This window comes from Streptomyces sp. NPDC001292 (genome assembly GCF_042896465.1).
GTDB lineage: Bacteria > Actinomycetota > Actinomycetes > Streptomycetales > Streptomycetaceae > Streptomyces.
In genome coordinates this window covers 157997-180524 of record NZ_JBIAXG010000012.1, presented here as the reverse complement: position 1 = coordinate 180524, position 22528 = coordinate 157997, and the positions used below count along the sequence as shown (strand labels likewise).

Below are 22528 nucleotides of genomic sequence, written 5' to 3'. Positions count from 1 at the left end.
AGCGGCCTGGATCAACAAGCCGGCACCAGACGGCCCACTGATCCCGGCACAGCGTTAGAACGATCTACCTGCCTTGATCGCTTTGACAGGTTCCGAATCGAACTCGCGCTCTCAGCTTGGGAAGCTGCGATCATTTGGGGCTGATACAGGCGCTGACCTCGGTGGATGGTCGACAGGGAGCCTTGGCAGGCGGTGACCCATTCCCCGTGATTCCCCGCTGTTCCCCGCCTGATCTGGTGCGGCTGTAGTGCGTGCATTCGTCATCCACGCTCCGGGCCACCTACCGCTTCTGTGCCCTGTAGCGCTTCATCAGCGCAGTGATCCGCGTGTGGTCCGCTTGACCGTTGAGCTCGGCCACGAGATCGTCAGGACACAACTCGTAGAGATCGCCCCACCATCGACGTCCTCGGTTGTCCCAGATCCGGTATCCACCGGGCACGCCTCGGGCGACGTAGCGTCTCCTGCTCACGGTCCCCCTGTTCCGGGCACGGTTCGCGCTGTCTCCGCCAGCGAGTCGCCCCCTGCACGACCTAGCGGCCGTCTGGTACGGCCTCTTCGTCCCGGACTCCGGTGCGCATCCTCACCGTGCTGGGTTCTCCCAGGGGTCGGAGCGCTTCAGGGCCGTCTGTTCCGGTAGCCCGAGCCGCTTGGCCGCCCGGCGTCGCTCCCGGACTTCTGCAGTCGACCGCGGCCGGTAGCCGGGACCGCCGCAACCGCATGAGTGGAAGGTGAGGCCAGCACGCAGTGTGGCCCCGAGTGCTTCCCAAGCGTTCTTGTCTCTACGGCGGGGGATGGCAAGGTCGAACCAGCGTTGATCATCGGGGTGCGGCAGCGCGGGCACGGATGCGCTCGCGGCGGTAGCGGGTTCTGCTTGAACGACGACCGGCAGACCAGACACACGAAGTGCGGCTTGTAAGGGGTCGCGTATCGGCACATGTCGACAGAGTAGAGAGGGTGCCCCGACACGACCACCGCTTTAGGAGTTCGGTCAGAAGATTGCCGCGCTCTTGAAGGGCTATGTCTGCGAGGCCGGGTTGCGTCCAGCGAAGTGGTGTACGGGTTCGACCTGATCCGGGGGTTTGCTCCGGCATCGGGATGGTGCCCGCATAGACGAACGGCCACCGGCTGATCTTCGAAGTGTCGAAGCCTCGAAGGAGATCAGCACGATGACCGCACCGGACAGTCTGCCCCTGCACGCCCTCGCGGAGGAGAACCTCGCCTCGGCGAGTCCCGATCTGCTGCGCACGATGATCAAGACCTTCGCCGACGCCCTCATGTCCGCCGAGGCCGAGGCCCTCTGCAACGCCGAATACGGCCAGGTCAGCGACGAGAGAGTCAACCACCGCAACGGCTACCGCCCGCGCGAGTGGGACACCCGGGCGGGCACCGTCGAACTCGCCATCCCCAAGCTCAGGTCCGGGAGTTACTTCCCGGCCCGTATGCGTTCGTCTGGGTCGACGCACTGACCCAGAAGGTCCGTGAGGGCGGCCGCATCATCAACGTCCACGCGCTCAGCGCGGTCGGCGTCAACGCCGACGGCCACCGTGAGATCCTCGGTCTGGACGTTGCCGGGTCGGATCGAGCTGGGCCGCGAAAAAAGCCGAGGCCGTCCGCAGGACCTCGTTCGCCCGGTGCAGTTCCCTCACCTCGCGCCGCAGCTGAGCCGGCTCTTCCTTCTCCTCGGTAGTGAGCATGTCGTTCCGTTCGCCGACGTCGGCCTCGGCCTGGCGGATCCAGTTACGCAGGGCCTCGTGGTGCACGCCGAGTTCCTCGGCCGTGCGGCGGATCACGGGCTTCGGCTCAGCGGTCCGATACATCCGGACCGCACGCTCACGCAACTCCAGCGGGTACTTCTGGGTACATCCTCGGTGCAGGCATCGTCAGGGCTGCTCTCGCGAGACCCATCTGACCCCCTGTCACTTCTCCCCGCATCTCGGGGGAACCTCAATCCGCACCTGCGGTACAAACCTGGCCGCCCCTGGTGAACGGGGTCTGGTGGCGAAGCCCCCAGGAACTTTTTGTTCCCACACCTCAGCGGAGCTGCTTAGGGACTGTCTCGAAGTCGGGTGTGAGCTTGTGACAAGATCGCGGGATGCTGCGACTCACCGATTTCATTATCGACTGCCCGGACACGATGAAGCTGGCGGCTTTCTACTCCGAGGTGACGGGCCGTCCGATCAAGGAAGGCAGCTCCGAGGACTGGGCTGGCATCCAGTTCGGCGAGATCGAGCTGGCATTCATCCGGGTGGACGACTACCGCGCTCCGCAGTGGCCCGACAGCGAGCACCCCAAGCAGTTCCATCTCGACTTCGAAGTGGACGAGATCGAGTCCGAGCAGCGCCGCGTCCTCGACCTCGGCGCGACGCTAAGGCAGGACTTCATCGGCCCCAACGGCTACGGCTGGCAGGTCTACACCGACCCGATCGGCCACCCCTTCTGCCTGTGCCGCAACAAGGGCGTCATCTGGACCGATCAGGGCCCGATCTGGCCTGAGCGCGACTAATTAGCCGCCCACTTCCTCACCCACCACTCTCCCCAGCTCCCATCCCGTCCGCCGTCGACCCACGGGGCGCCGTCCATTTCCATGCCGTGATCCGCCTCGACGGCCCGGAGGGCGGCGACTGTCCGCCTCCCACCTGGGCCACGGCCGAGCTCCTGACCGATGCCATCCGGGCCGCTGCCGCCACCGCGCGAGTCGACGGGCCGGTGATCGACGGCCGGTCGCACGCCTTCGTCTTCGGCCGACAGCTCGACGTCCGCACGATCCGCTCCGCCGACTTCACGGGCGGCCAGGAGCTGACCGAGCGGGCCGTAGCGGCGTACATCGCCAAATACGCCACCAAGGGAGCCGAGACAGCGACCGGCACCCTGGACCGGCCGATCAAGTTCCTCGCCGAGCTGGCCCACGCCCGGATCACCGAACACGCCCGGCGCATGATCCGCACCGCCTGGACCCTGGGCGCACGCCCCGCGCTGGCCGACCTCTGCCTGCGGGCCTGGGCGCACATGCTCGGCTTCCGCGGCCACTTCTCCACCAAGTCCCGCCGCTACTCCACCACCCTCGGCGCCCTCCGCGACGCCCGCGCCGACTGGCGCCGGGCCCAAGCGGCTCCGCCCGCCCCGCAGGACGGCGAAACCACGCTCGTCCTCGCGCACTGGGTCTTCGCCGGTACCGGCAAGTCCGATGCGGGCGCCCGTGTCGTCGTGCTCCCGGCCTTCCTGCGGAAGGAGGTGAAGAGGCACCTGGGCTGGTTCGCAGAGAAGGGGCCCGACGGGTTGATCTTCGTGAGGGAGAAGGGCGCGGCATTCCGGCGCACCTCGTTCGGGCGGAAGTGGCGTCGGGCTCGCGTGGTCGCCGGTCTCCCGGACGGCTTCCGCTTCTACGACCTTCGTCACACCGGGCACACCCTGTCGACCCGCTCGGGTGCCACCCTCCGGGACACGATGGTGCAGGCCGGCCAGTCCTCCGAGAAGGCGGCGCTGATCTATCAGCACTCCGACGAGGAGCGGCAACGGGAGGTCGCCGCCGGGCTCGACGATCTCGTACGCGCCGAACGTACGAAGCGCCACAATGGCGACCGCGCGCGCCACAAGGAGGAGCCACCGGAAGGCTAATGGTGCGTTTGTGGTGCGCGCACCACCTACCGGTCTAGACAACAAAGAACCCCCGGGCCTCTGGCCTGGGGGTTTCACTTGGAGCGGGTGACGAGAATCGAACTCGCGCTCTCAGCTTGGGAAGCTGATGTTCTACCATTAAACTACACCCGCGTAAGACGCCGATCGAAGTTCGGGTCCGGCGCTCACTGTACCCCATCCCCGCCCTCCGGTGCTCGAGCCGTGGGGCCTGCGTGCGTTCGAAGGGGGTAGCCGCCCTGCGGGGGAGCGGAGTTGGGGCGTACGGTGGCAGTGTGTGTGAGGGGTCCTGTGGGGCCGGAGTGCCGTCTGGTGACACGTCTCTTTAATCCCGTAGTGTGCCTTTTGTCGTCAGGCGGCGAGAGGCCAGACGCGGTTCTGGGGAAGGGACTTAAGGGACTTGATGGAGCGCACCGTCGTCCGTTGTGCCGAGGGGCACGTGTTCAGCACCGCTTCGTTCCCGATGCAGCAGGCCGAGCGGCTCGGCCCCGGCCGGCTCATGAGGTGTCCACGGTGTGCCAGGCTCCGCAGCGTGGTGCCGGTGGCACTTCAGAAGCGGTAGCGGCAGTATCGCGGCACCGGCGCGTGGAGTCGTCCTGATTGTGGGGGCTCCGCGCGCCTTGCGTATCCTCGCTACGTGCTTCTCTCAGACAAGGACATCCGGGCCGAGATCGACGCCGGGCGGGTGCGGATCGATCCCTTCGACGAATCCATGGTGCAACCGTCGAGCATCGATGTGCGGCTGGACCGCTACTTCCGGGTGTTCGAGAATCACCGCTACCCCCACATCGACCCCTCCGTCGAGCAGCCCGACCTCACCCGGCTCGTCGAGCCGGAGGGCGACGAACCGTTCATCCTGCACCCGGGGGAGTTCGTCCTCGCGTCGACGTACGAGGTCATCACACTTCCCGACGACCTCGCCTCCCGGCTGGAGGGCAAGAGCTCGCTCGGGCGGCTCGGACTGGTCACCCACTCCACCGCCGGGTTCATCGACCCCGGGTTCTCCGGGCACGTGACCCTGGAGCTGTCGAACCTCGCGACCCTGCCGATCAAGCTGTGGCCCGGGATGAAGATCGGGCAGCTGTGCATGTTCCGTCTCAGCTCGCCCGCCGAGGCCCCGTACGGCAGCGAGCGCTACGGCTCCCGGTACCAGGGGCAGCGCGGTCCCACCGCCTCCCGCTCCTACGTCAACTTCCACCGCACGCAGGTGTGAGGGGCACCCACGACATGACCGAGATACGAGAGAACCTCACCTACGAGGACTTCGGCGTCGCCGTGCGCGAGCTCGCGCAGACCATCGCCGACGACGGGTACGAGCCGGACATCGTGCTCAGCATCGCGCGGGGCGGTGTCTTCGTCGCCGGCGGGCTCGCCTACGCCCTCGACTGCAAGAACATCCACCTGGTCAACGTCGAGTTCTACACCGGCGTCGGCACCACGCTCGAGATGCCCGTCATGCTCGCGCCCGTGCCCAACGTCATCGACTTCTCCGACAAGAAGGTCCTGATCACCGACGACGTCGCCGACACCGGCAAGACGCTCAAGCTGGTCCGCGACTTCTGCCTGGACACCGTCGCCGAGGTGCGCAGCGCCGTCATCTACGAGAAGTCCCAGTCGCTCGTGAAGTGCGAGTACGTCTGGAAGCGCACCGACGACTGGATCAACTTCCCGTGGAGTGTTTTGCCTCCGGTACATAGGTCGGGGGAAGCGGTCAAGCAGAACAAGGAAGCGCTCTGACCTGCTCTTTATTGCCCTAGTGCCCCAACAGGCAACGTTCGCCCCGTCGCGACGCCCGGCACGCACTCTCGCCGCACCGCCCGAAAGCCCAAGTACGCCCAGTACGAGGACTTCCGGTCGGCACACCGAGAGCACGCACCGGACGCCGCTCCTCAACGGGCAAACGTTGCCTGCCGGGGCACTAGAGCGGGCCGCTGGGGCCACTGGAACACGTGGTGACCCTCCTGAACAATCCTGAAAACCGCCGTGGCGCGAGTCACCGTGGGTTCAAATCCCACACCCACCGCCACGAGTGGCCTCCGACCAGGCAGTTCGGTCGGGGGCCGCTCTGCTGTGCGGTCCCCCCTCGCGACCGTGGTCCCCCGCGGTTCCCCACACTGGCGGGCACGGATGGGGCACGGGCGCCTCGTCAGCGTCGGCGGTCCGAGAGCAGCGCACGCATCGTGGCTGGCCTGACCGGCGGCGTAGGCGCCCCTCGTGGACGTCAGGGGATGTGCGGGGAGCCTGTGAGCTGCTGGTAGAGCTGCTTCACGCCCTTCTCGTCCGCGGCAGGGCCACTGGCCGCGAGTTCGACGAGGTGTTCGGCGCCGGCGACGTATCGGACGAGGAGCACGTTCGGGACGCCTTTGTCGTCGAACGTGATCCGGGCCTCGCGGGCGGGGTGGCCGGCGACTTCAAGGGGCTGGTTGCTGCGGATGGTTCCACTGGTGGAGTCGGCAAGGCCTTGGATGGTCGGGTCCAGGGCGGCCTTGGTATCCGCTCCGTGCGTGTCCGTGACTTGGAAGACAAACCTGTTGTCCCCGGCCCTGACCCTGTACGTCCGTATCTGGAGGGTCCTACCGTTCGAGGTGATCGAGTCGTTCTTGACTTTGGCACTGCCGGGCAGCTTGACGGTGATGCCGCTCGGTGTGTCGGTGGTGTCGACCCACTGTGCGGCGACGCTGCGAGGCGGGCTGGTGACCGGGCCCCCGGCGGTGGCGGCGATGCGCGGACTGCCGGTGCGCGCGAAGTCATGGGGGGTGCTGACTGCGGTGGCCCCGCCTATCGCCGCGCCGGTCAGAACAGCGGTCAAGCCGGCGGCGGTGGCGGTGCGAACAAAGCGGCGTGTAGTTCTCATGGGCCCTCCCGGTGGCTTGAGCTCCCCGTTGATGAGGTGAGGTCCACTCTTCCAGTGGGCCGCGGCTCATCCCTTCTGTCACCTCCAGCATCAGCAGCATCACGGCCGGTGCGTCCCCAGCGGCATGGACGCCCCTTCTACCCGGCCGTTTCCGGCTCCGCATGCGTGTCCCCCGTTGTTCCCCGCTTGTCGCTGCTCCATCGGGCACATCGGGGGCACGGGCTCGTGAGCACCGGTCACTGCGCCGGGACCACGACGGTCTTGGCCACCTTGTCGTGCAGCGCCTGCGCATAGGGCTTGTCCCACAGCAACCACAGGACGTTGATGAGCCAGAGCACCCATACGGCGGACGGGAAGAGCGCGGGCAGGACGTTGATCGCCCAGAGTGCCCATCCGGCGTACGCGAGGAGCCCAGGTAGGCCGTAGGTCGCGGCGCGCAGCCAGCCGGGCCGGCCGGCCGGGAGAGATCCGTCATGGAGCATACCGACCCGGATCTTCATCCACTGCTTGCCGAAGGTTCGGCCGCGGGTGGTGAGCATGTAGCCGTCGTAGCCGATGTACACGAGCCAAAAGATCACGCCCAGTAGCGAGCTCCACACATAGCCGGGGGCGGGGTGAATGCGTTCGTAGATCCACAGGAGGACGTTGAGGGGGATTCCGATGATCAGGACGTAGTCGATGACCCGCGCCAGAAGCCGCCGCCACCGGGTCGCGAGCGGTGGCATACTGGCCGGCGGACCGGGTACGTCAGGCTTCCCCCACAACGGCCCCTCCGGTGGTTCCTCGGAGCCTGGCGTTGGCTGATCGGTACTCATACGCAGAGTCAAACCCGGCAGTCCTGACCGCGCATGCGCTCAGCTCCATGAGAGTGGTCATCACCGCACCCCGGACCCTAAGACCGGCACGCCGATCAGGCCTTCGAAGGACGCCCTGTAGCTCCGCGTCCGTCGCACCGCACGGCACCGTACGGCCCCGCACAGCGCGTGCTGCGGGGCCGTTCCTGTGCGTGGTCCTGTCAGGCGGTGGTCGGCGCGCACTGGCCGCGGTCGGCCTTCACCGGGCCGGCGGCGGACGGCCGGATGTCGAAGTCGAACATGGCGGTGGGCACGTACAGCGAGCAGCAGGCGTTGGGGATGTCGACGATGCCGCTGATGCGTCCCTCTATGGGCGCGGAGCCGAGCAGCAGGTAGGCCTGTTCCCCGCTGTAGCCGAACCTCTTGAAGTACTCGACCGCGTTGAGGCAGGCCCTGCGGTAGGCCAGTGTCGCGTCCAGATAGAAGTTCGTGTCCGTGTCGTGGTCGACGGAGACTCCGGTGAAGGTGAGGAACTCCGTGTACCTCGGCTCGACGTTCCCCGGAATGATCACCGGGTTGGTCGTGATGCCGTACTTCTCCATGCCGCCCTTGATCAGGTCGACGTGGAAGTCGATGAAGCCGCCCATCTCGATGGCACCGCAGAAGGTGATCTCTCCGTCACCCTGGCTGAAGTGCAGATCGCCCGCCGAGAGCTTGGCGTCCTTGACGTACACGGGCAGGAAGGCCCGTGAACCGCGAGTGAAGTTCTTGATGTCCTGGTTGCCGCCGTTCTCGCGGGCGGGCACCGTGCGCGCGCCCTCGGCGGCGATGCGCTCGGCGACGTTGCCGGTGGCCGTGCCGGTGAGCGCGTTGGTGCTGTCCGGCGGTATGGCGAGGGGCGGGACCCGGTTCGGGTCGGTGTCGATCAGTGCCTTCTCACGGGCGTTCCAGCGGGCGAGCATCTCGGCGGACGGGGCCGTTCCGAACAGCCCGGGGTGGGTGATCCCGGTGAAACGGATCCCGGGAAGGTGACGGGAGACCGCCTGCTGGCCGTGGAAGTCCCATATCGCCTTGTAGGCGTCCGGGAAGTAGTCGGTCAGGAAGCCGCCGCCGTTGGCCTTGGCGAAGATGCCGGTGTAGCCCCAGCTCTGGCCCGCCGCGTCCCCGGTCTGCTGCGGTACGGGGCCGAGGTCGAGCAGGTCGACGACGAGCAGGTCGCCGGGTTCGGCGCCCTCCACGCCGATGGGGCCGCTGAGCATGTGGGGAATGGTCAGGTCGATGTCGCGCACGTCGTTGGCGGAGTCGTTGTTGCCGATCTGGCAGTCGGTCCAGTCACGGCACTCCAGCCGGAACTCCGCTCCCGGCTTCACCATGGTGACGTTGGGGACGTCCGGGTGCCACCTGTTGTGTCCGGGAACATCCTGCTCACGCATCGACTTGCTCTGGTCCACGCTGAAGAGAATTTCGGGCATGACAGCTCCTCATTTCTGATCCGGTGACATTGGAGCCGCCGGAAACAGGCGTACGGATATCCCAGGGCGGAAATTTCCGCAGACACCAGCCAACCGCGTGGAGCGGAAACCCTCGGACAACACTCAGGGACGCGGCAACCGCGGCAGCGCGGGGTGAGGTTGCCGTTCCGGCCTTGTACGCGGCGGCACTTCGGAGACCACTGGCGGGGCCTCACGGGCCTGTTCCTCCCGTTCGCGGAGGGCGGCGGACGGGGTCGAGGTCAACGACAGGCCGGGCGCGGAGTACAAACGCCTCGCAGCCCTTGCGCAGGCAGGGCAGTCATACGCCGTGGGTGCTTTTCCGATCGCCGACTTCACATCGAAAGGGCCGCACTGGCCGCAGAGGTATTCGTAAGTGGCCATTATCGCTCCGGAAACGCTGGACGCTCGCGAAACCTCGCGAAACCGAGTGTGCGGCGCGCTCCGAAAAGCGCATGCCGCAGCCTGTTTCCTCTCTTCAAGGAGACGTCCCGGCAATGCGGGTGTCAAGTCAGGGAAGGCTTGCCCGCCCCCTCTCTGGCTCCGGCAGCCCGTGGTGTGGGCATCAGCGCGTGATCGGCGGTCGCATTGATCAACCAGATGCCGTGAAACCAGTGGAAGATCCACCGTGAGGGGGGAGGGTGAGGCGACTCACGCCGAATTCGATGGACGCTTGCGAGCGAGGCTTTTAGGTTCGGTAAATAGTTTGGTTTTTCTTATGCGGAGGCACCGGCGCCGCGCATACTGTCTCGCAAGAAATCAAGGCGAACGCCGGGAGGGCGGATCGGTGAGCAACATGGACGCCGTGTGGGTACGAGGCGTGAACGGCATTCAGTTGCATCACGTTACCGACCTTCAGGACGCCGGCAGGTTTCTGGGCAACGCGGTGATGGCCCTGCGGGCCGCACACGTGAGGACGGGCGCCGACCAGTACGCCGGCATCGCCGCCGAGCTGAAGAGCCTGGTGCAGCGAGTGCGGGAGCTGGAGGACGAGGCCCGGTCGCGCATGCGCGACCTGCACTCCACCGACCCCGAGCGGTTCGCCCGCTGCCGGGACGGCCACGAGCCGTGGCCCGGCGAGATCCCGGCCGGGTTCATCCCGCGTCACACCTGCAAGGACGAATGCCTCTACCACGATCGCGGTGTCATCGACGCCGTCGTGCAGTGCACCTGTGGGCAGCCGCCGTGCAGGGCGTGTGAGATCGGCGGCAAGCTCTGACGAGCCCGAGCTGACCGCGCTGGAGTCGGCCGGAGACGAGCAGGGGGCCCGGCGAACCGCCGGGCCCCCTGGGTGCCGGTGGGCTTCTGGCAGACCGGAACGCTAGAACGTGCCGAGCTTCATGATCGACAGCAGTGCGATCAGCTGGATCGCCGAGGCGCCCAGGGCCTTGGGCCAGGGCAGATCGTGGGAGCGGCTGACCATGAGGGTCAGCAGGGCGCCGCACGCGACCCAGGTGACCCAGCCGAGCAGCTGGACGAAGCCCGCGTCGCCGCCGAGGAACATGGCGACGAGCAGACGCGGCGCGTCCGTGATCGACATGATCAGCATCGACAGGCCGACCGTGGGCTGCCAGGCCCCGTCGCCGCCGAGCTGGCGGGCCACGGTGTGGGTGACCACACCGAGGACGAAGGAGCTGATCACCAGGGCCACGGCGGTGATCAGGACGATCGGGATCGCGTTGGAGAGGGTGGCGTTGATGGCGTCCTTGCGGGTGCCGTCGAAGCCGAAGACCGCGAGCAGCCCGTAGAGGAACGTCACGATGAGAGCGGGGCCCCACATCGTGTAGTCGCGCATCCGGAGGAAGGTCTGGTTGGGGGACAGGACTGTGCCGCGCAGCAGGTCCGTCCAGTGCAGACGGGGGCCGATCGGGCCGGCCGGTGCCGAGCCCGCGCGGTAGGTCCCGCTCTGGTTGTAGGGGTCCTCGCCGACCGCGAACGCCTGGGTGTGGCCGGGGTTGTTGGCGGCGTACGGGTCGGGGCCGCCCTGCGGGTAGCCGCCGAAGTACTCCGGCTCGCCCTGACCGCCGCCGTAGCCACCGCCGTCGGCCGCCTGGGGCCACTGCGCGCCCCCGCCTCCGTACGGCGGCCGCTGCTGCGGGTACGGCTGCTGCGCCGGGGGATGGCCGTACGAGGGGGCCTGGGGTGCCTGCTGCCCGTACGGAGGTCGTTGGGTCCGCGCTTGCGGGGCACGGTCGTTCCGGCCGCCGCGTCCGCTCCTGAATCCAGCCACGTCATCGAACGTACCCGAGCCCGTGAAGTCGCGTGCCGGGCCGGGTGTCCCGGCAGGGCTTTGGGTCCGAGCTGTGACATCCCTTAAGGGGCGTTCCGGGCGCTTCTCAGGGGCGTTCAGAGGGTGAGGCGCTGAGTGGCGGCCCGGGGGTCACCGGGCAGGATGGGACCATGAGCGTAGTCAAGATCAATGTACTGACCGTGCCCGCCGAGCAGCGCGAGACGCTGGAGAAGCGGTTCGCCTCCCGGGCGCACGCGGTGGAGAACTCCGACGGGTTCGAGTGGTTCGAGCTCCTGCGCCCCGTCGAGGGCACCGACACCTACCTCGTCTACACGCGCTGGCGTGACGAGGAGTCGTTCCAGGCCTGGCTGGAGGGGCCGATGAAGGCCGCGCACCAGGGCGCCGGCGCGGGTGAGGAAGGAGGGGAGCGGCCGAAGCCCGCGGCCACCGGCTCCACCCTGTGGTCCTTCGAGGTGGTGCAGCAGGCCGCGCCCAAGACCGTGTAACGCTCCCGGAAAACACGGCGGCGCCCCCGTGCCCTTACGGACACGGGGGCGCCGGACGTGGGACGACCGGGCCGCCTACTTCACCGGCTCGGGCTCCGGCTCGCTCTCGTCGGTCGCCTCGCCCGCCGGGTCGACCGGCGTCCTGACGGAGTCCAGCAGCAGCTGGGCGACGTCCACGACCTGGACGGACTCCTTCGCCTTGCCGTCGTTCTTCTTGCCGTTCACGGAGTCCGTGAGCATGACCAGGCAGAACGGGCAGGCCGTCGAGACGATGTCCGGGTTCAGCGAAAGAGCCTCGTCGACGCGCTCGTCGTTGATGCGCTTGCCGATCCGCTCCTCCATCCACATCCGGGCGCCGCCGGCGCCGCAGCAGAAGCCGCGCTCCTTGTGGCGGTGCATCTCCTCGTTCCTGAGGCCCGGGACCTTGCCGATGATCTCGCGCGGAGGCGTGTAGATCTTGTTGTGGCGGCCCAGGTAGCAGGGGTCGTGGTAGGTGATGATGCCCTCGACCGGGGTGACCGGGACCAGCTTGCCCTCGTCCACCAGGTGCTGGAGCAGCTGGGTGTGGTGGATGACCTCGTAGTCGCCGCCGAGCTGGGGGTACTCGTTGCCGAGCGTGTTGAGGCAGTGCGGGCAGGTGGCGACGATCTTCTTCGCCGACTTGGGCTTCCGGGACTCGGGGGTGACGTTGCCCTCCTCGTCCGTCTCCTCGCCGAAGGCCATGTTCAGCGTGGCGACGTTCTCCATGCCGAGTTCCTGGAACAGCGGCTCGTTGCCCAGGCGGCGGGCGGAGTCACCGGTGCACTTCTCGTCGCCACCCATGATCGCGAACTTCACGCCCGCGATGTGCAGCAGCTCCGCGAAGGCCTTGGTGGTCTTCTTGGCGCGGTCCTCCAGGGCGCCGGCGCAGCCGACCCAGTACAGGTAGTCGACCTCGGAGAGGTCCTCGATGTCCTTGCCGACGACCGGGACGTCGAAGTCGACCTCCTTGGTCCACTCCAGGCGCTGTTTCTTGGCCAGGCCCCAGGGGTTGCCCTTCTTCTCCAGGTTCTTGAGCATCGTGCCCGCTTCGGACGGGAAGGAGCTCTCGATCATGACCTGGTAGCGGCGCATGTCGACGATGTGGTCGACGTGCTCGATGTCGACCGGGCACTGCTCGACGCAGGCGCCGCAGGTGGTGCAGGACCACAGCACGTCCGGGTCGATGACGCCGCCTGCGGCGAAGCCGCTGTCGGACGCGGCCTCCAGCGTGCCGATCAGCGGGCGCTCGGCCTCCGCGAGCGCCGCCGCCGGGACGTCCTTCAGCTGCTCGGCGGAGGCCTTCTCCTCGCCCTCCGTCGTCTTGCCGCCGCCGGCCAGCAGGTAGGGGGCCTTGGCGTGCGCGTGGTCGCGCAGCGACATGATCAGCAGCTTGGGGGAGAGCGGCTTGCCGGTGTTCCAGGCCGGGCACTGCGACTGGCAGCGGCCGCACTCGGTGCAGGTGGAGAAGTCCAGCAGGCCCTTCCAGGAGAACTGCTCGACCTGGGAGACGCCGAAGACGTCGTCCTCGCCGGGGTCGGTGAAGTCGATCGGCTTGCCGCCGGAGGTCATCGGCTGGAGGGCGCCGAGGGCCGTACCGCCGTCGGCCTCGCGCTTGAACCAGATGTTCGGGAAGGCCAGGAAGCGGTGCCAGGCCACACCCATGTTGGTGTTCAGGGAGACCACGATCATCCACACGAAGGACGTGCCGATCTTGATCATCGCGGTCAGGTAGACCAGGTTCTGCAGGGTGCCGACCGACAGGCCCTTGAAGGCGAGCACCAGCGGGTACGAGGCGAAGTACCCGGCCTCGTAGTGCTCCACGTGGTGCAGCGCGCCCTCAAGTCCGCGCAGGACGTAGATCGCGAGGCCGATGGTGAGGATGACGTACTCGACGAAGTACGCCTGGCCGGCCTTGGAGCCGGCGAAGCGGGACTTGCGGCCGGGCCGGGACGGCAGGCTCAGCAGCCGGATCGCGATGAGCACGGCGATGCCGAGGACGGTCATCACGCCGATGAACTCGATGTACATCTCGAACGGCAGGAAGTCACCGATGACCGGCAGCGTCCAGTCGGCTCGGAACAACTGGCCGAACGCCTGCGCGAGGGTGGGCGGCAGCGTCAGGAAGCCGATGGCCACGAACCAGTGGGCGATGCCCACGATGCCCCACCGGTTCATCCGGGTGTGGCCGAGGAACTCCCGGACCAGGGTCACGCTGCGCTGGTAGGGGTTGTCGGTACGGGAACCGGCGGGTACGGGCTGGCCCAGCTTGAAGTACCGGACGAACTGGCCGATGGCACGGGCGAGCAGCGCGACGCCGACCACGGTCAGGACCAGCGACACGATGATCGCGGCGAGTTGCATGGGGGCTCCTGAGGCGGCCTCGAGATTACTGAGCGGTAACTTATGTAGTCCGTCTGAGACTACCCCCATCCTCTGCCGCAATGCAGCCGGGTGCGGGGTGATCTGGGTCGCTGAGGGCCCCCTCGGGGGGCCGTCCGGGGGGTGCCTGGGGGCCGCTCGGGGATCCAGTCGCGTTCCGATCGTGTTATTCGCACCCGATCGCCCCATATACCCCTAATTTAAGAACCGTGCTCTACGGGATCGCCACCGCCATCACCGCTCTCCTCCTCGCCGCCCTGCTCTCGGCGCTGCTCCGAGTGCTCGCGCTTCGGCTGGGTCTCGTCGACCGCAGGAGGCGGGCACGCCCCTTGCCGCTGCTCGGCGGCCTGGCCGTGGTGCTCAGCACCTGCCTGGTCGCCGCAGCCGGCGGCTGGACGGGTACCGCCCCGCTCGGCGACGGGGTCGGCAGACTGCTCGCCGCGTCCGCGGCGGTCGCCGTGCTCGGGACCGCCGCGGACGTATGGCGGCTGAAGACGCCGTTCCTGCTCGTCGGTACGGCCCTCGCGGCGGCCTGCGTGGTGCCGTACGACGAGACCGGACCGGTGGCCGGGGTCGCCGCCGTGGCCTGGATCGCCTGTATGGCCGCCGCCTTCCGGGGGCTCGATCACGCGGACGGCCTCGCGGGCACGGTGGGGGTGCTCACCGCGTTCGGGGTGGGCGCGTGCGCGGCGGCCGAGGTGATGGACGACCTGGCGGTGCTGCTGAGCGTGCTGGCCGCCGCCCTCACCGGCTTCCTGATGCACAACTGGCATCCGGCGCGGGTCGCGTTCGGGTCCGGCGGCTCGCTGTTCACCGGCTTCGTGCTCGCCTCCGCGGCCCTCCTCACCCGTCCCGGGTACGACACGGTCTCCACCGTGGCGGTGCTTTTCGCGCTCACCGCCACGGCGAGCGCCGACGCCGTGCTGGTCCTCGTGTCGCGAAAGCTGTCCGGGCGTCCCGTGCTGCGCCGCGGCCCCGACCACCTCGCGCACCGGCTGCGCCGGCTCGGGCCGACTCCGCCGGGCGTGACCGTCCTGCTCGGGGTCGGCACCTTCGCCGCGGTCCTGGTCGGGGTACTGGTGCACACGGGATGGGCCGGGCCGACGGCCGTGGCGTGGGTGGCCGGGGCGGCCCTGGTGGCCGTCATCGGGCTGCTGCGGGTGCCGGCGCACGCGCCGCGGCGCCAGACCGAACTCCACGGTGCCCGCGCGCAGGCCCCGGCTCCCGGCACCCGCACGCAGTCCCGGCTTCCCGGCACCCGGGGGCAGACCCGGGTTCCCGGCACCCGCGGGCGGCCCGAGGAGCGCACTGGTGCACGCGCGCGTGCCGACGCGTCCGGTACCGGGGCACCGCCACGCGCGCGCGGCGAGGCGTCCGACGCCCGACCCCGCACCGAGCCCTTCTGGGCCCTCCGCGCCCAGAGGCAGTCCGGCGCGGGGGTCCCGCGAGCCCCGCGCGGCAGGATCCCGTACGACGCGGAGGCCGGCGGGCCCGGCGTATCCGGGGTACAGGCCCTTCGTCGTCAACTTGAATATCCGCCTCCCCCGCCCCGGCAATCCACATCACCGCAGGTCAGAGCGCCCTTGCGTATAAGGGATGGATAAGACTTGAGTCGGAGTGGCTCAGGTCTGTTGACCCGGCGGTGAGCCTCGGGCACACTTGAGTCCGTTCCACTCAAGTCAGCTGGAGGAATTCACCATGGCACGTGCGGTCGGCATCGACCTGGGCACGACTAACTCCGTCGTCAGCGTTCTGGAAGGCGGCGAGCCCACCGTCATCACCAACGCCGAGGGCGCCAGGACCACGCCGTCCGTCGTCGCCTTCGCCAAGAACGGCGAGGTGCTGGTCGGTGAGGTGGCCAAGCGCCAGGCCGTGACCAACGTCGACAGGACCATCCGGTCGGTCAAGCGCCACATGGGCACCGACTGGAAGATCAACCTCGACGGCAAGGACTTCAACCCGCAGCAGATCAGCGCCTTCGTGCTGCAGAAGCTGAAGCGGGACGCCGAGGCGTACCTGGGCGAGAAGGTCACGGACGCGGTCATCACCGTCCCGGCGTACTTCAACGACGCCGAGCGCCAGGCCACCAAGGAGGCCGGTGAGATCGCCGGCCTGAACGTGCTGCGCATCGTCAACGAGCCGACGGCCGCCGCCCTGGCGTACGGCCTCGACAAGGACGAGCAGATCATCCTCGTCTTCGACCTCGGTGGCGGTACGTTCGACGTCTCGCTGCTGGAGATCGGCGACGGCGTGGTCGAGGTGAAGGCCACCAACGGCGACAACCATCTCGGTGGTGACGACTGGGACCAGCGTGTCGTCGACTACCTGGTCAAGCAGTTCCAGTCCGGTCACGGCGTGGACCTGTCCAAGGACAAGATGGCCCTCCAGCGTCTGCGTGAGGCGGCGGAGAAGGCCAAGATCGAGCTGTCCTCGTCCACCGAGACCTCGATCAACCTGCCCTACATCACCGCGTCCGCCGAGGGCCCGCTGCACCTGGACGAGAGGCTCACCCGTGCCCAGTTCCAGCAGTTGACGGCCGACCTGCTGGAGCGCTGCAAGACGCCGTTCCACAACGTCATCAAGGACGCCGGCGTCTCCGTCAGCGACATCGACCACATCGTGCTCGTCGGTGGTTCCACCCGTATGCCCGCGGTCGCCGAGCTCGTCAAGGAGCTGACCGGCGGCAAGGAGGCCAACAAGGGCGTGAACCCGGACGAGGTCGTCGCCATCGGCGCCTCGCTCCAGGCCGGTGTCCTCAAGGGCGAGGTCAAGGACGTCCTGCTGCTCGACGTCACCCCGCTGTCCCTCGGCATCGAGACCAAGGGCGGCATCATGACCAAGCTGATCGAGCGCAACACCACGATCCCGACCAAGCGCTCGGAGATCTTCACGACGGCCGAGGACAACCAGCCGTCGGTGCAGATCCAGGTCTACCAGGGCGAGCGCGAGATCGCCGCGTACAACAAGAAGCTCGGCATGTTCGAGCTGACCGGTCTGCCGCCGGCGCCGCGCGGCGTCCCGCAGATCGAGGTGTCCTTCGACATCGACGCCAACGGCATCATGCACGTCACGGCGAAGGACCTCGGCACCGGCAAGGAGCAGAAGATGACCGTCACCGGCGGCTCCTCGCTCCCGAAGGAAGAGGTCGACCGCATGCGCGAGGAGGCCGAGCGCTACGCGGAGGAGGACCACAAGCGCCGCGAGGCCGCCGAGGTCCGCAACCAGGGCGAGCAGCTGGTCTACCAGACCGAGAAGTTCCTCAAGGACAACGAGGACAAGGTCCCCGGTGAGATCAAGACCGAGGTGGAGTCCGCCGTCGCCGAGCTGAAGGAGAAGCTCAAGGGCGAGGACAGCGCCGAGATCCGCACCGCCACGGAGAAGGTCGCCGCCGTCTCCCAGAAGCTCGGCCAGGCCATGTACGCCGACGCCCAGGCCGCGCAGGCAGCGGGCGGTGCCGGTGACGCCGGTGCGGGCCGGGCCAAGGCGGACGACGACGTCGTGGACGCCGAGATCGTCGACGACGAGCGCAAGGACGGTGCGGCGTGACGGAGGAGACCCCCGGCTTCGAGGAGCACCAGCCGCAGCCTCCGCCCCAGTCCGACGCCGCCTCCGGCACCACTTCCGAGGACGCCGAGCAGGCCGCCGCCCAGGAAAAGGGCGCGGCCCCGGCCGGTGAAGCGGACCAGCCGGCCGCGCTGACGGCCGAGCTGGACCAGGCGCGCACGGCGCTCGGCGAGCGCACGGCGGACCTGCAACGGCTCCAGGCCGAGTACCAGAACTACCGGCGCCGGGTCGAGCGGGACCGGATCGCGGTACGGGAGGTCGCCGTCGCGAACATCGTGTCCGAGCTGCTGCCCGTGCTCGACGACATCGGCCGCGCGCGGGACCACGGCGAACTGGTGGGCGGTTTCAAGTCCGTCGCCGAGTCGCTGGAGACCGTGGTGGCGAAGCTCGGACTGCAGCAGTTCGGGAAGGAGGGCGAGTCCTTCGACCCGACGATCCACGAGGCCCTGATGCACTCCTACGCACCGGACGTCACCGAGACGACGTGCGTGGCGATTCTGCAGCCCGGGTATCGGATCGGCGAGCGCACCATCCGCCCCGCGCGGGTGGCGGTGGCCGAGCCCCAGCCCGGAGCGCAGACGGTCAAGCCGGCCGAGGAGTCCGGCACGGCCCAGGCAGCCGAGCAGGGCGAGGACGAGGAGAACGGTGGCCCGGAGGAGGGCTGACGTAATAACGGACGACGCACGAGAGGAGGGACGTCGGGGATGAGCACCAAGGACTTCATCGAGAAGGACTACTACAAGGTCCTCGGCGTCCCCAAGGACGCCACCGAGGCCGAGATCAAGAAGGCGTACCGGAAGCTCGCCCGCGAGTTCCACCCGGACGCCAACAAGGGCAACGCCAAGGCCGAGGAGCGCTTCAAGGAGATCTCCGAGGCGAACGACGTGCTCGGCGACGCCAAGAAGCGCAAGGAGTACGACGAGGCCCGCACCCTGTTCGGCAACGGCGGCTTCCGCCCCGGACCGGGCGCCGGTGGCGGCTCCTTCAACTTCGACCTGGGCGACCTCTTCGGAGGCGCCCAGGGCGGGAGCGGCGGCTTCGGCGGCGGAATCGGTGACGTCTTCGGGGGCCTGTTCAACCGGGGCGGCGCGGGGACCACGCGCGCCCAGCCCAGGCGCGGCCAGGACATCGAGTCCGAGGTCACGCTGAGCTTCACGGAGGCCATCGAGGGCGCGACGGTGCCGCTGCGCATGTCCAGCCAGCAGCCGTGCAAGGCCTGCTCGGGCACCGGCGACAAGAACGGCACACCGCGGGTGTGCCCGACCTGCGTCGGCACCGGGCAGGTGGCGCGCGGCTCGGGCGGCGGGTTCTCGCTGACGGACCCGTGCCCGGACTGCAAGGGCCGCGGGCTCATCGCGGAGAACCCCTGCGAGGTCTGCATGGGCTCCGGGCGGGCCAAGTCGTCCCGGACGATGCAGGTCCGCATCCCGGCCGGGGTCAGCGACAGCCAGCGTATCCGGCTGCGCGGCAAGGGCGCCCCGGGCGAGCGCGGCGGACCCGCGGGCGACCTGTACGTGGTGGTGCACGTCGGGGAGCACCCGGTCTTCGGCCGCCGGGGCGACAACCTCACCGTCACCGTACCGATCACGTTCGCCGAGGCGGCCCTCGGCGGCGAGGTCCGCGTGCCCACCCTGGGCGGTCCGTCGGTGACGCTGAAGCTGCCCCCGGGCACGCCGAACGGCCGTACGATGCGGGCCCGTGGCAAGGGCGCGGTCCGCAAGGACGGAAGCCGCGGCGACCTGCTGGTCACCGTGGAGGTGAGTGTCCCCAAGGACCTGTCGGGGAAGGCTCGTGACGCGCTTCAGGCGTATCGCGAGGCCACCGCGGGCGAGGACCCGCGGGCCGAGCTGTTCGAGGCCGCGAAGGGAGCATGAGTGAGATGGACGGCCGCCGTCGCAACCCGTACGAACTGACGGAAGACACACCGGTGTACGTCATCTCGGTGGCCGCCCAGCTGTCCGGACTGCACCCGCAGACGCTCCGCCAGTACGACCGGCTGGGCCTGGTGTCCCCCGACCGCACCGCCGGTCGCGGGCGCCGCTACTCGGCCCGCGACATCGAACTGCTCCGCCAGGTTCAGCAGTTGTCGCAGGACGAGGGCATCAACCTGGCCGGCATCAAGCGCATCATCGAACTGGAGAACCAAGTCACGGCGCTCCAGTCCCGGATCGCGGAACTCCAGGCGGCGCTGGACGGCGCCGCGGCGGCGATGCGGCAGCGCGAGGCCGCTGTCCACGCCTCCTACCGCCGCGACCTGGTCCCCTACCAGGAGGTCCAGCAGACCAGCGCGCTGGTGGTGTGGCGGCCGAAGAAGGCCAAGGACCAGTACTAGCGCCGGTCCGGCACGAACACGGCGGCGGCCCCGACCTCGAAGGCCGGGGCCGCCGCCGTCGTGTGCGCCGCGCGGGACGGACGGTCAGAGCCAGGAGGCCCAGATGCCGTACGCCTCTTGCTTCACGACCAGTTCATTGCCCTCGGGGTCGCTGTAGACCGCGCGGTAGTAGTACAGGCCGAACAGGTCCTCGTGCACCTCGGTGTCCGTGTGGGTACCGGAGCGGTTGACCTCGATCCTGCCGGTGGTGAGCGTGGTCCAGGAGGCGGACGCGGGGTCCCAGCGCTCCCAGCGGTAGTCGGTCCAGTCGCCGCACGGCATGTCGTTGAGGATGGTGCCGCAGCGGACGTACAGGCCCGGGTACTGGGCCACATCGACAGTGGTGCCCTTCCAGCCCGGAGGCCGGGTGTCGGGCAGGACGACCGTGAGGTCGGCCGGGTTCCAGAAGTCGGGGCCGCCGGCCCAGTCGATCATGTCGTACGCGGCCACCTTGTAGACGTGTTCGCGGCCGTCGTGGAGCGTGGGGCAGAGGACCTCGGTGGCGGCCATGGACGTGCCTTGCTGACAGTCGTCCCGCCAGACGGTCCTGCCGGTGTCCGGGTCTGTCGTGCCCTGCCACACCGAGTAGCCGAGGACGTCGTCGTCGGCCGGGGGCCTCCAGGTGAGGCGCACGCCCATCGGTACGACCTCGGCGCGCAGGTCGACGACCGGGGCGGGGCGAACCGTGTCCGGGGTGGTGGCGGTGACGGGCGCGCTGGGCGCGGAGGCGTGCCCGTACCGGTCGACGGCGACGACCTGGTACGCGTACGTGGTCTCGGAGGCGCCCGAGGTGTCCAGGCAGGTGGCGTGGACGATGTCGGTCCACGCCCCGTAGTCGGGGTCGAGGGAGTCGTGCATCGAGGACGCCCAGGTGGCCGGCGGCTGCAGGCGGCCGTCGGTGCCGTCGGCGGAGCACTGCTCGATGGTCGCGCTCTCGCCGGACGCGGGGTTCGCGCGGAGGATCCGGAAGGCCGGGTGGTGGTCGTCGCCGGCGGACCAGGGGTCGGAGCTGCGCCATGACAGCTCCATCCCGTTGTGGCCGCGCTGCGCCGTGAGCATGTACGGCACGGTCGGTTCGGGCCGGTCCGCCATCCGCAGGGTGATCTCCGCCGGGGCGGAGGCGTTGCCGACGGCGTCCAGCGCGCGCACCGCGTACCGGTACTCGTCGGCGAAGGGGACCTGCTGGCGCGGCACCACGTCGGTGCGGGTGGTGGCCGCGGTGCCGCCGAACGCCTTCAGCCAGGCGCCCGTGGCCGGGTCGAGCTGGAACACCTCGTACCGGGCGGCGTCGGCGTCGGCCGTCCACACCAGGTGCGGGACGCCGGAGCGGTACTCGACGCGCGCGCCGGCCGGGGCCGCCGGCGCAATGGTGTCGAAGAGCCGGAACGTCGTGGCGGTGGAGTACACCGACCAGTTGCCTGCCGCGTCGCGGGCCCGCCCCCGGTACGTGGCCGTCGAGCCGTCGGCCGGCTGTCCGTGGTCGCAGAAGGGGCCCCTGGCACCCGTGTAGACGGTCGTCCAGGCGCCGGTGGCCGGGTCGCGGCGCTGTGCCTCGTACTGCACGATGCCGGCCGCGTTGGCGGCGGTCGTGACGAGCTCGGGGCCGGCGACCTTGTCGTCCTCGGCGCAGATGTCCAGCTCCAGGAACGGGGCGGCGGGCGGTGTCCTGTCGACGGTGGTGACCGGGCGGTCGGAGTTGCCGGTGGACTCGTTGCCGGCCTTGTCGTGGGCGCGGACCTGGTAGGAGAAGACCTCGCCGGTGGGCGGCGGGGTGTCCGTGGCGGAGGTCGCCGTGGTCGTGGTCAGGCGCGTCCAGCTGCCGTTGCCCTTCGGGCGCCGGTAGAGGCGGTACCCGGCGAGGTCCATCTCCTTGTTCTTGGCCCATGTCACCTTGGCCTTGCCGGTGTTGTTGTCGTACGACACGGCGAGGCCGGTCGGAGCGAGCGGCCTGACCTTGTCGACACTCACCGAAGTCCGGGGTGTGTAGGCGAACTTGACGTTGGCCCGGCCCGTCCAGTTGACGTAGTCCACGCGCAGGGTGTGGGTGCCGGAGGGGATCGTGACGTTGACGGTCCTGCTGACCGTGGAGGACACGTTCTTCCACAGGTCGACCCTGCGCTTGCCGTCCAGGTACACCCGTATGCCGTCCTGCGCGGCGACACCGAACGCGAACGGCCCGCCGGAGCCGAAGTTCCGGGTCACCGTCCAGCGCACCCCGAACTTGTCCTTCGGCAGGCCCTTGGCGGGCGCGCCGGTGCCCCAGTTCTCGTTGACCGCGCTGTCGCAGTCCGTCTTCTTCGGCTTGCCGGAAAACGTGGTGTTCGCATAGAACTGCCGCTGGTAGACGGGCGAGTCGCAGTTCACGACCGCCGAGGCGGGAGCGGTGGCCGAGAGCAGCCCGCAGGCGGCGGTGAGCACAAGGGTCGTGGCCGTGGTGCGGCCGGCTGATTTCATTCGGTCCTCTGGTCGTGACGGGAAGTCGGAGCACGGCTCCCGTGAGCACGACTCGCGCGGAGGGGAGTTGGTTGTACGGATCTTGGCCCGGCGGTGGTCCGTCGTCGAGTGGGCGGCCCGTGAAGGGCGTTTGGAGGTGATTCCGCAAGACTCCGCAAGGTCTTCACGGTCGCAGCGGAGCGTTGTGTTGCCATCTCGTTAAGTGGTTCCGCTTGACGCCGGTGGCGGCCTC

General features: G+C 68.9%; 20 protein-coding genes, 1 tRNA gene and 1 pseudogene. 12 read left to right on the top strand and 10 right to left on the bottom strand.

Features of this window, described 5'->3' with window-relative positions; all coding sequences use genetic code 11:
- Window positions 1-280: 280 nt before the first annotated feature.
- Window positions 281-469 (bottom strand): hypothetical protein, encoded by a 189-nt coding sequence (locus ACFY4A_RS16100; RefSeq protein ID WP_390830047.1) that lies wholly within the window; start codon window positions 467-469, stop codon window positions 281-283.
- 697 nt (window positions 470-1166) lie between these two features.
- On the opposite strand from ACFY4A_RS16100, the pseudogene ACFY4A_RS16095 reads away from it, so the two are divergent.
- A pseudogene (locus tag ACFY4A_RS16095) lies at window positions 1167-1579 on the top strand (transposase); the annotation flags it as partial.
- On the opposite strand, the gene ACFY4A_RS16090 reads toward ACFY4A_RS16095, so the two are convergent.
- Window positions 1527-1844, bottom strand: coding sequence for a transposase (locus ACFY4A_RS16090; protein WP_390830059.1), 318 nt, complete (start codon window positions 1842-1844; stop codon window positions 1527-1529). The pseudogene ACFY4A_RS16095 and the gene ACFY4A_RS16090 overlap by 53 nt on opposite strands.
- Before the next feature lie 248 nt (window positions 1845-2092).
- Between ACFY4A_RS16090 and ACFY4A_RS16085 the strand changes: the two genes are divergently transcribed.
- Both ACFY4A_RS16085 and ACFY4A_RS16080 read left to right on the top strand, forming a co-directional pair.
- Window positions 2093-2503, top strand: coding sequence for a VOC family protein (locus ACFY4A_RS16085; RefSeq protein ID WP_390830046.1), 411 nt, complete (start codon window positions 2093-2095; stop codon window positions 2501-2503).
- Entirely contained in the window at window positions 2503-3615 is a 1113-nt protein-coding gene (locus ACFY4A_RS16080; RefSeq protein ID WP_390830058.1) for a replication initiator, read from the top strand. Before ACFY4A_RS16085 ends, ACFY4A_RS16080 begins: the two co-directional genes overlap by 1 nt.
- 79 nt (window positions 3616-3694) lie before the next feature.
- Here the strand turns inward: ACFY4A_RS16080 and ACFY4A_RS16075 are convergent.
- A tRNA-Gly gene (locus tag ACFY4A_RS16075) sits at window positions 3695-3768 on the bottom strand.
- Window positions 3769-4270: 502 nt separating this feature from the next.
- Here ACFY4A_RS16075 and dcd point away from each other — a divergent pair.
- Window positions 4271-4846, top strand: a complete 576-nt coding sequence (gene dcd, locus ACFY4A_RS16070) for a dCTP deaminase (protein ID WP_384174675.1) — start codon at window positions 4271-4273, stop codon at window positions 4844-4846.
- Window positions 4847-4860: 14 nt separating this feature from the next.
- Entirely contained in the window at window positions 4861-5370 is a 510-nt protein-coding gene (locus ACFY4A_RS16065) for a phosphoribosyltransferase (protein WP_365419465.1), read from the top strand.
- 484 nt (window positions 5371-5854) lie between these two features.
- On the opposite strand, the gene ACFY4A_RS16060 is transcribed toward ACFY4A_RS16065, so the two are convergent.
- The 4 genes from ACFY4A_RS16060 to ACFY4A_RS16045 all read right to left on the bottom strand — a co-directional run bounded on the left by ACFY4A_RS16060 (window position 5855) and on the right by ACFY4A_RS16045 (window position 9155).
- Window positions 5855-6442: a hypothetical protein gene (locus ACFY4A_RS16060; RefSeq protein WP_390830045.1), complete on the bottom strand. Its 588-nt coding sequence runs from the start codon at window positions 6440-6442 to the stop codon at window positions 5855-5857.
- Window positions 6443-6723: 281 nt separating this feature from the next.
- The gene (locus ACFY4A_RS16055) at window positions 6724-7212 is read right to left on the bottom strand and encodes an RDD family protein (protein WP_390830044.1); all 489 of its coding nucleotides are present in this window, start codon (window positions 7210-7212) and stop codon (window positions 6724-6726) included.
- 290 nt (window positions 7213-7502) lie between these two features.
- A complete protein-coding gene (fmdA, locus tag ACFY4A_RS16050) occupies window positions 7503-8753 on the bottom strand; it encodes a formamidase (protein ID WP_390830043.1) in 1251 nt (416 codons plus the stop codon).
- A 123-nt stretch (window positions 8754-8876) separates the two neighbouring features.
- Entirely contained in the window at window positions 8877-9155 is a 279-nt protein-coding gene (locus tag ACFY4A_RS16045; RefSeq protein ID WP_390830042.1) for an FmdB family zinc ribbon protein, read from the bottom strand.
- Window positions 9156-9567: 412 nt separating this feature from the next.
- On the opposite strand from ACFY4A_RS16045, the gene ACFY4A_RS16040 reads away from it, so the two are divergent.
- Window positions 9568-9990, top strand: coding sequence for a hypothetical protein (locus ACFY4A_RS16040; RefSeq protein ID WP_390830057.1), 423 nt, complete (start codon window positions 9568-9570; stop codon window positions 9988-9990).
- Between the two features lie 102 nt (window positions 9991-10092).
- Here the strand turns inward: ACFY4A_RS16040 and ACFY4A_RS16035 are convergent, their stop codons facing one another.
- Entirely contained in the window at window positions 10093-11001 is a 909-nt protein-coding gene (locus tag ACFY4A_RS16035; RefSeq protein ID WP_390830041.1) for a Yip1 family protein, read from the bottom strand.
- A 170-nt stretch (window positions 11002-11171) separates the two neighbouring features.
- Between ACFY4A_RS16035 and ACFY4A_RS16030 the strand changes: the two genes are divergently transcribed.
- A complete protein-coding gene (locus tag ACFY4A_RS16030; RefSeq protein ID WP_390830040.1) occupies window positions 11172-11507 on the top strand; it encodes an antibiotic biosynthesis monooxygenase family protein in 336 nt (111 codons plus the stop codon).
- 75 nt (window positions 11508-11582) lie between these two features.
- Here ACFY4A_RS16030 and ACFY4A_RS16025 read toward each other — a convergent pair whose 3' ends face one another.
- Window positions 11583-13889 (bottom strand): (Fe-S)-binding protein, encoded by a 2307-nt coding sequence (locus ACFY4A_RS16025; RefSeq protein WP_390830039.1) that lies wholly within the window; start codon window positions 13887-13889, stop codon window positions 11583-11585.
- A 227-nt stretch (window positions 13890-14116) separates the two neighbouring features.
- On the opposite strand from ACFY4A_RS16025, the gene ACFY4A_RS16020 reads away from it, so the two are divergent.
- From ACFY4A_RS16020 to ACFY4A_RS16000, 5 genes are all read left to right on the top strand, one after another.
- Window positions 14117-15511, top strand: a complete 1395-nt coding sequence (locus tag ACFY4A_RS16020) for an undecaprenyl/decaprenyl-phosphate alpha-N-acetylglucosaminyl 1-phosphate transferase (protein WP_390830038.1) — start codon at window positions 14117-14119, stop codon at window positions 15509-15511.
- Window positions 15512-15605: 94 nt separating this feature from the next.
- Complete coding sequence (gene dnaK / locus ACFY4A_RS16015; RefSeq protein WP_390830037.1) at window positions 15606-17453, top strand: molecular chaperone DnaK; 1848 nt, start codon at window positions 15606-15608, stop codon at window positions 17451-17453.
- Entirely contained in the window at window positions 17450-18136 is a 687-nt protein-coding gene (gene grpE, locus ACFY4A_RS16010; RefSeq protein WP_390830036.1) for a nucleotide exchange factor GrpE, read from the top strand. The genes dnaK and grpE overlap by 4 nt, the downstream gene beginning before the upstream one ends.
- Before the next feature lie 39 nt (window positions 18137-18175).
- Window positions 18176-19345, top strand: coding sequence for a molecular chaperone DnaJ (gene dnaJ, locus ACFY4A_RS16005; RefSeq protein WP_390830035.1), 1170 nt, complete (start codon window positions 18176-18178; stop codon window positions 19343-19345).
- Between the two features lie 5 nt (window positions 19346-19350).
- Window positions 19351-19803: a heat shock protein transcriptional repressor HspR gene (locus ACFY4A_RS16000; RefSeq protein ID WP_390830056.1), complete on the top strand. Its 453-nt coding sequence runs from the start codon at window positions 19351-19353 to the stop codon at window positions 19801-19803.
- Between the two features lie 84 nt (window positions 19804-19887).
- Here the strand turns inward: ACFY4A_RS16000 and ACFY4A_RS15995 are convergent, their stop codons facing one another.
- Window positions 19888-22296, bottom strand: a complete 2409-nt coding sequence (locus ACFY4A_RS15995; RefSeq protein WP_390830034.1) for a PA14 domain-containing protein — start codon at window positions 22294-22296, stop codon at window positions 19888-19890.
- Between the last annotated feature and the right edge of the window lie 232 nt (window positions 22297-22528).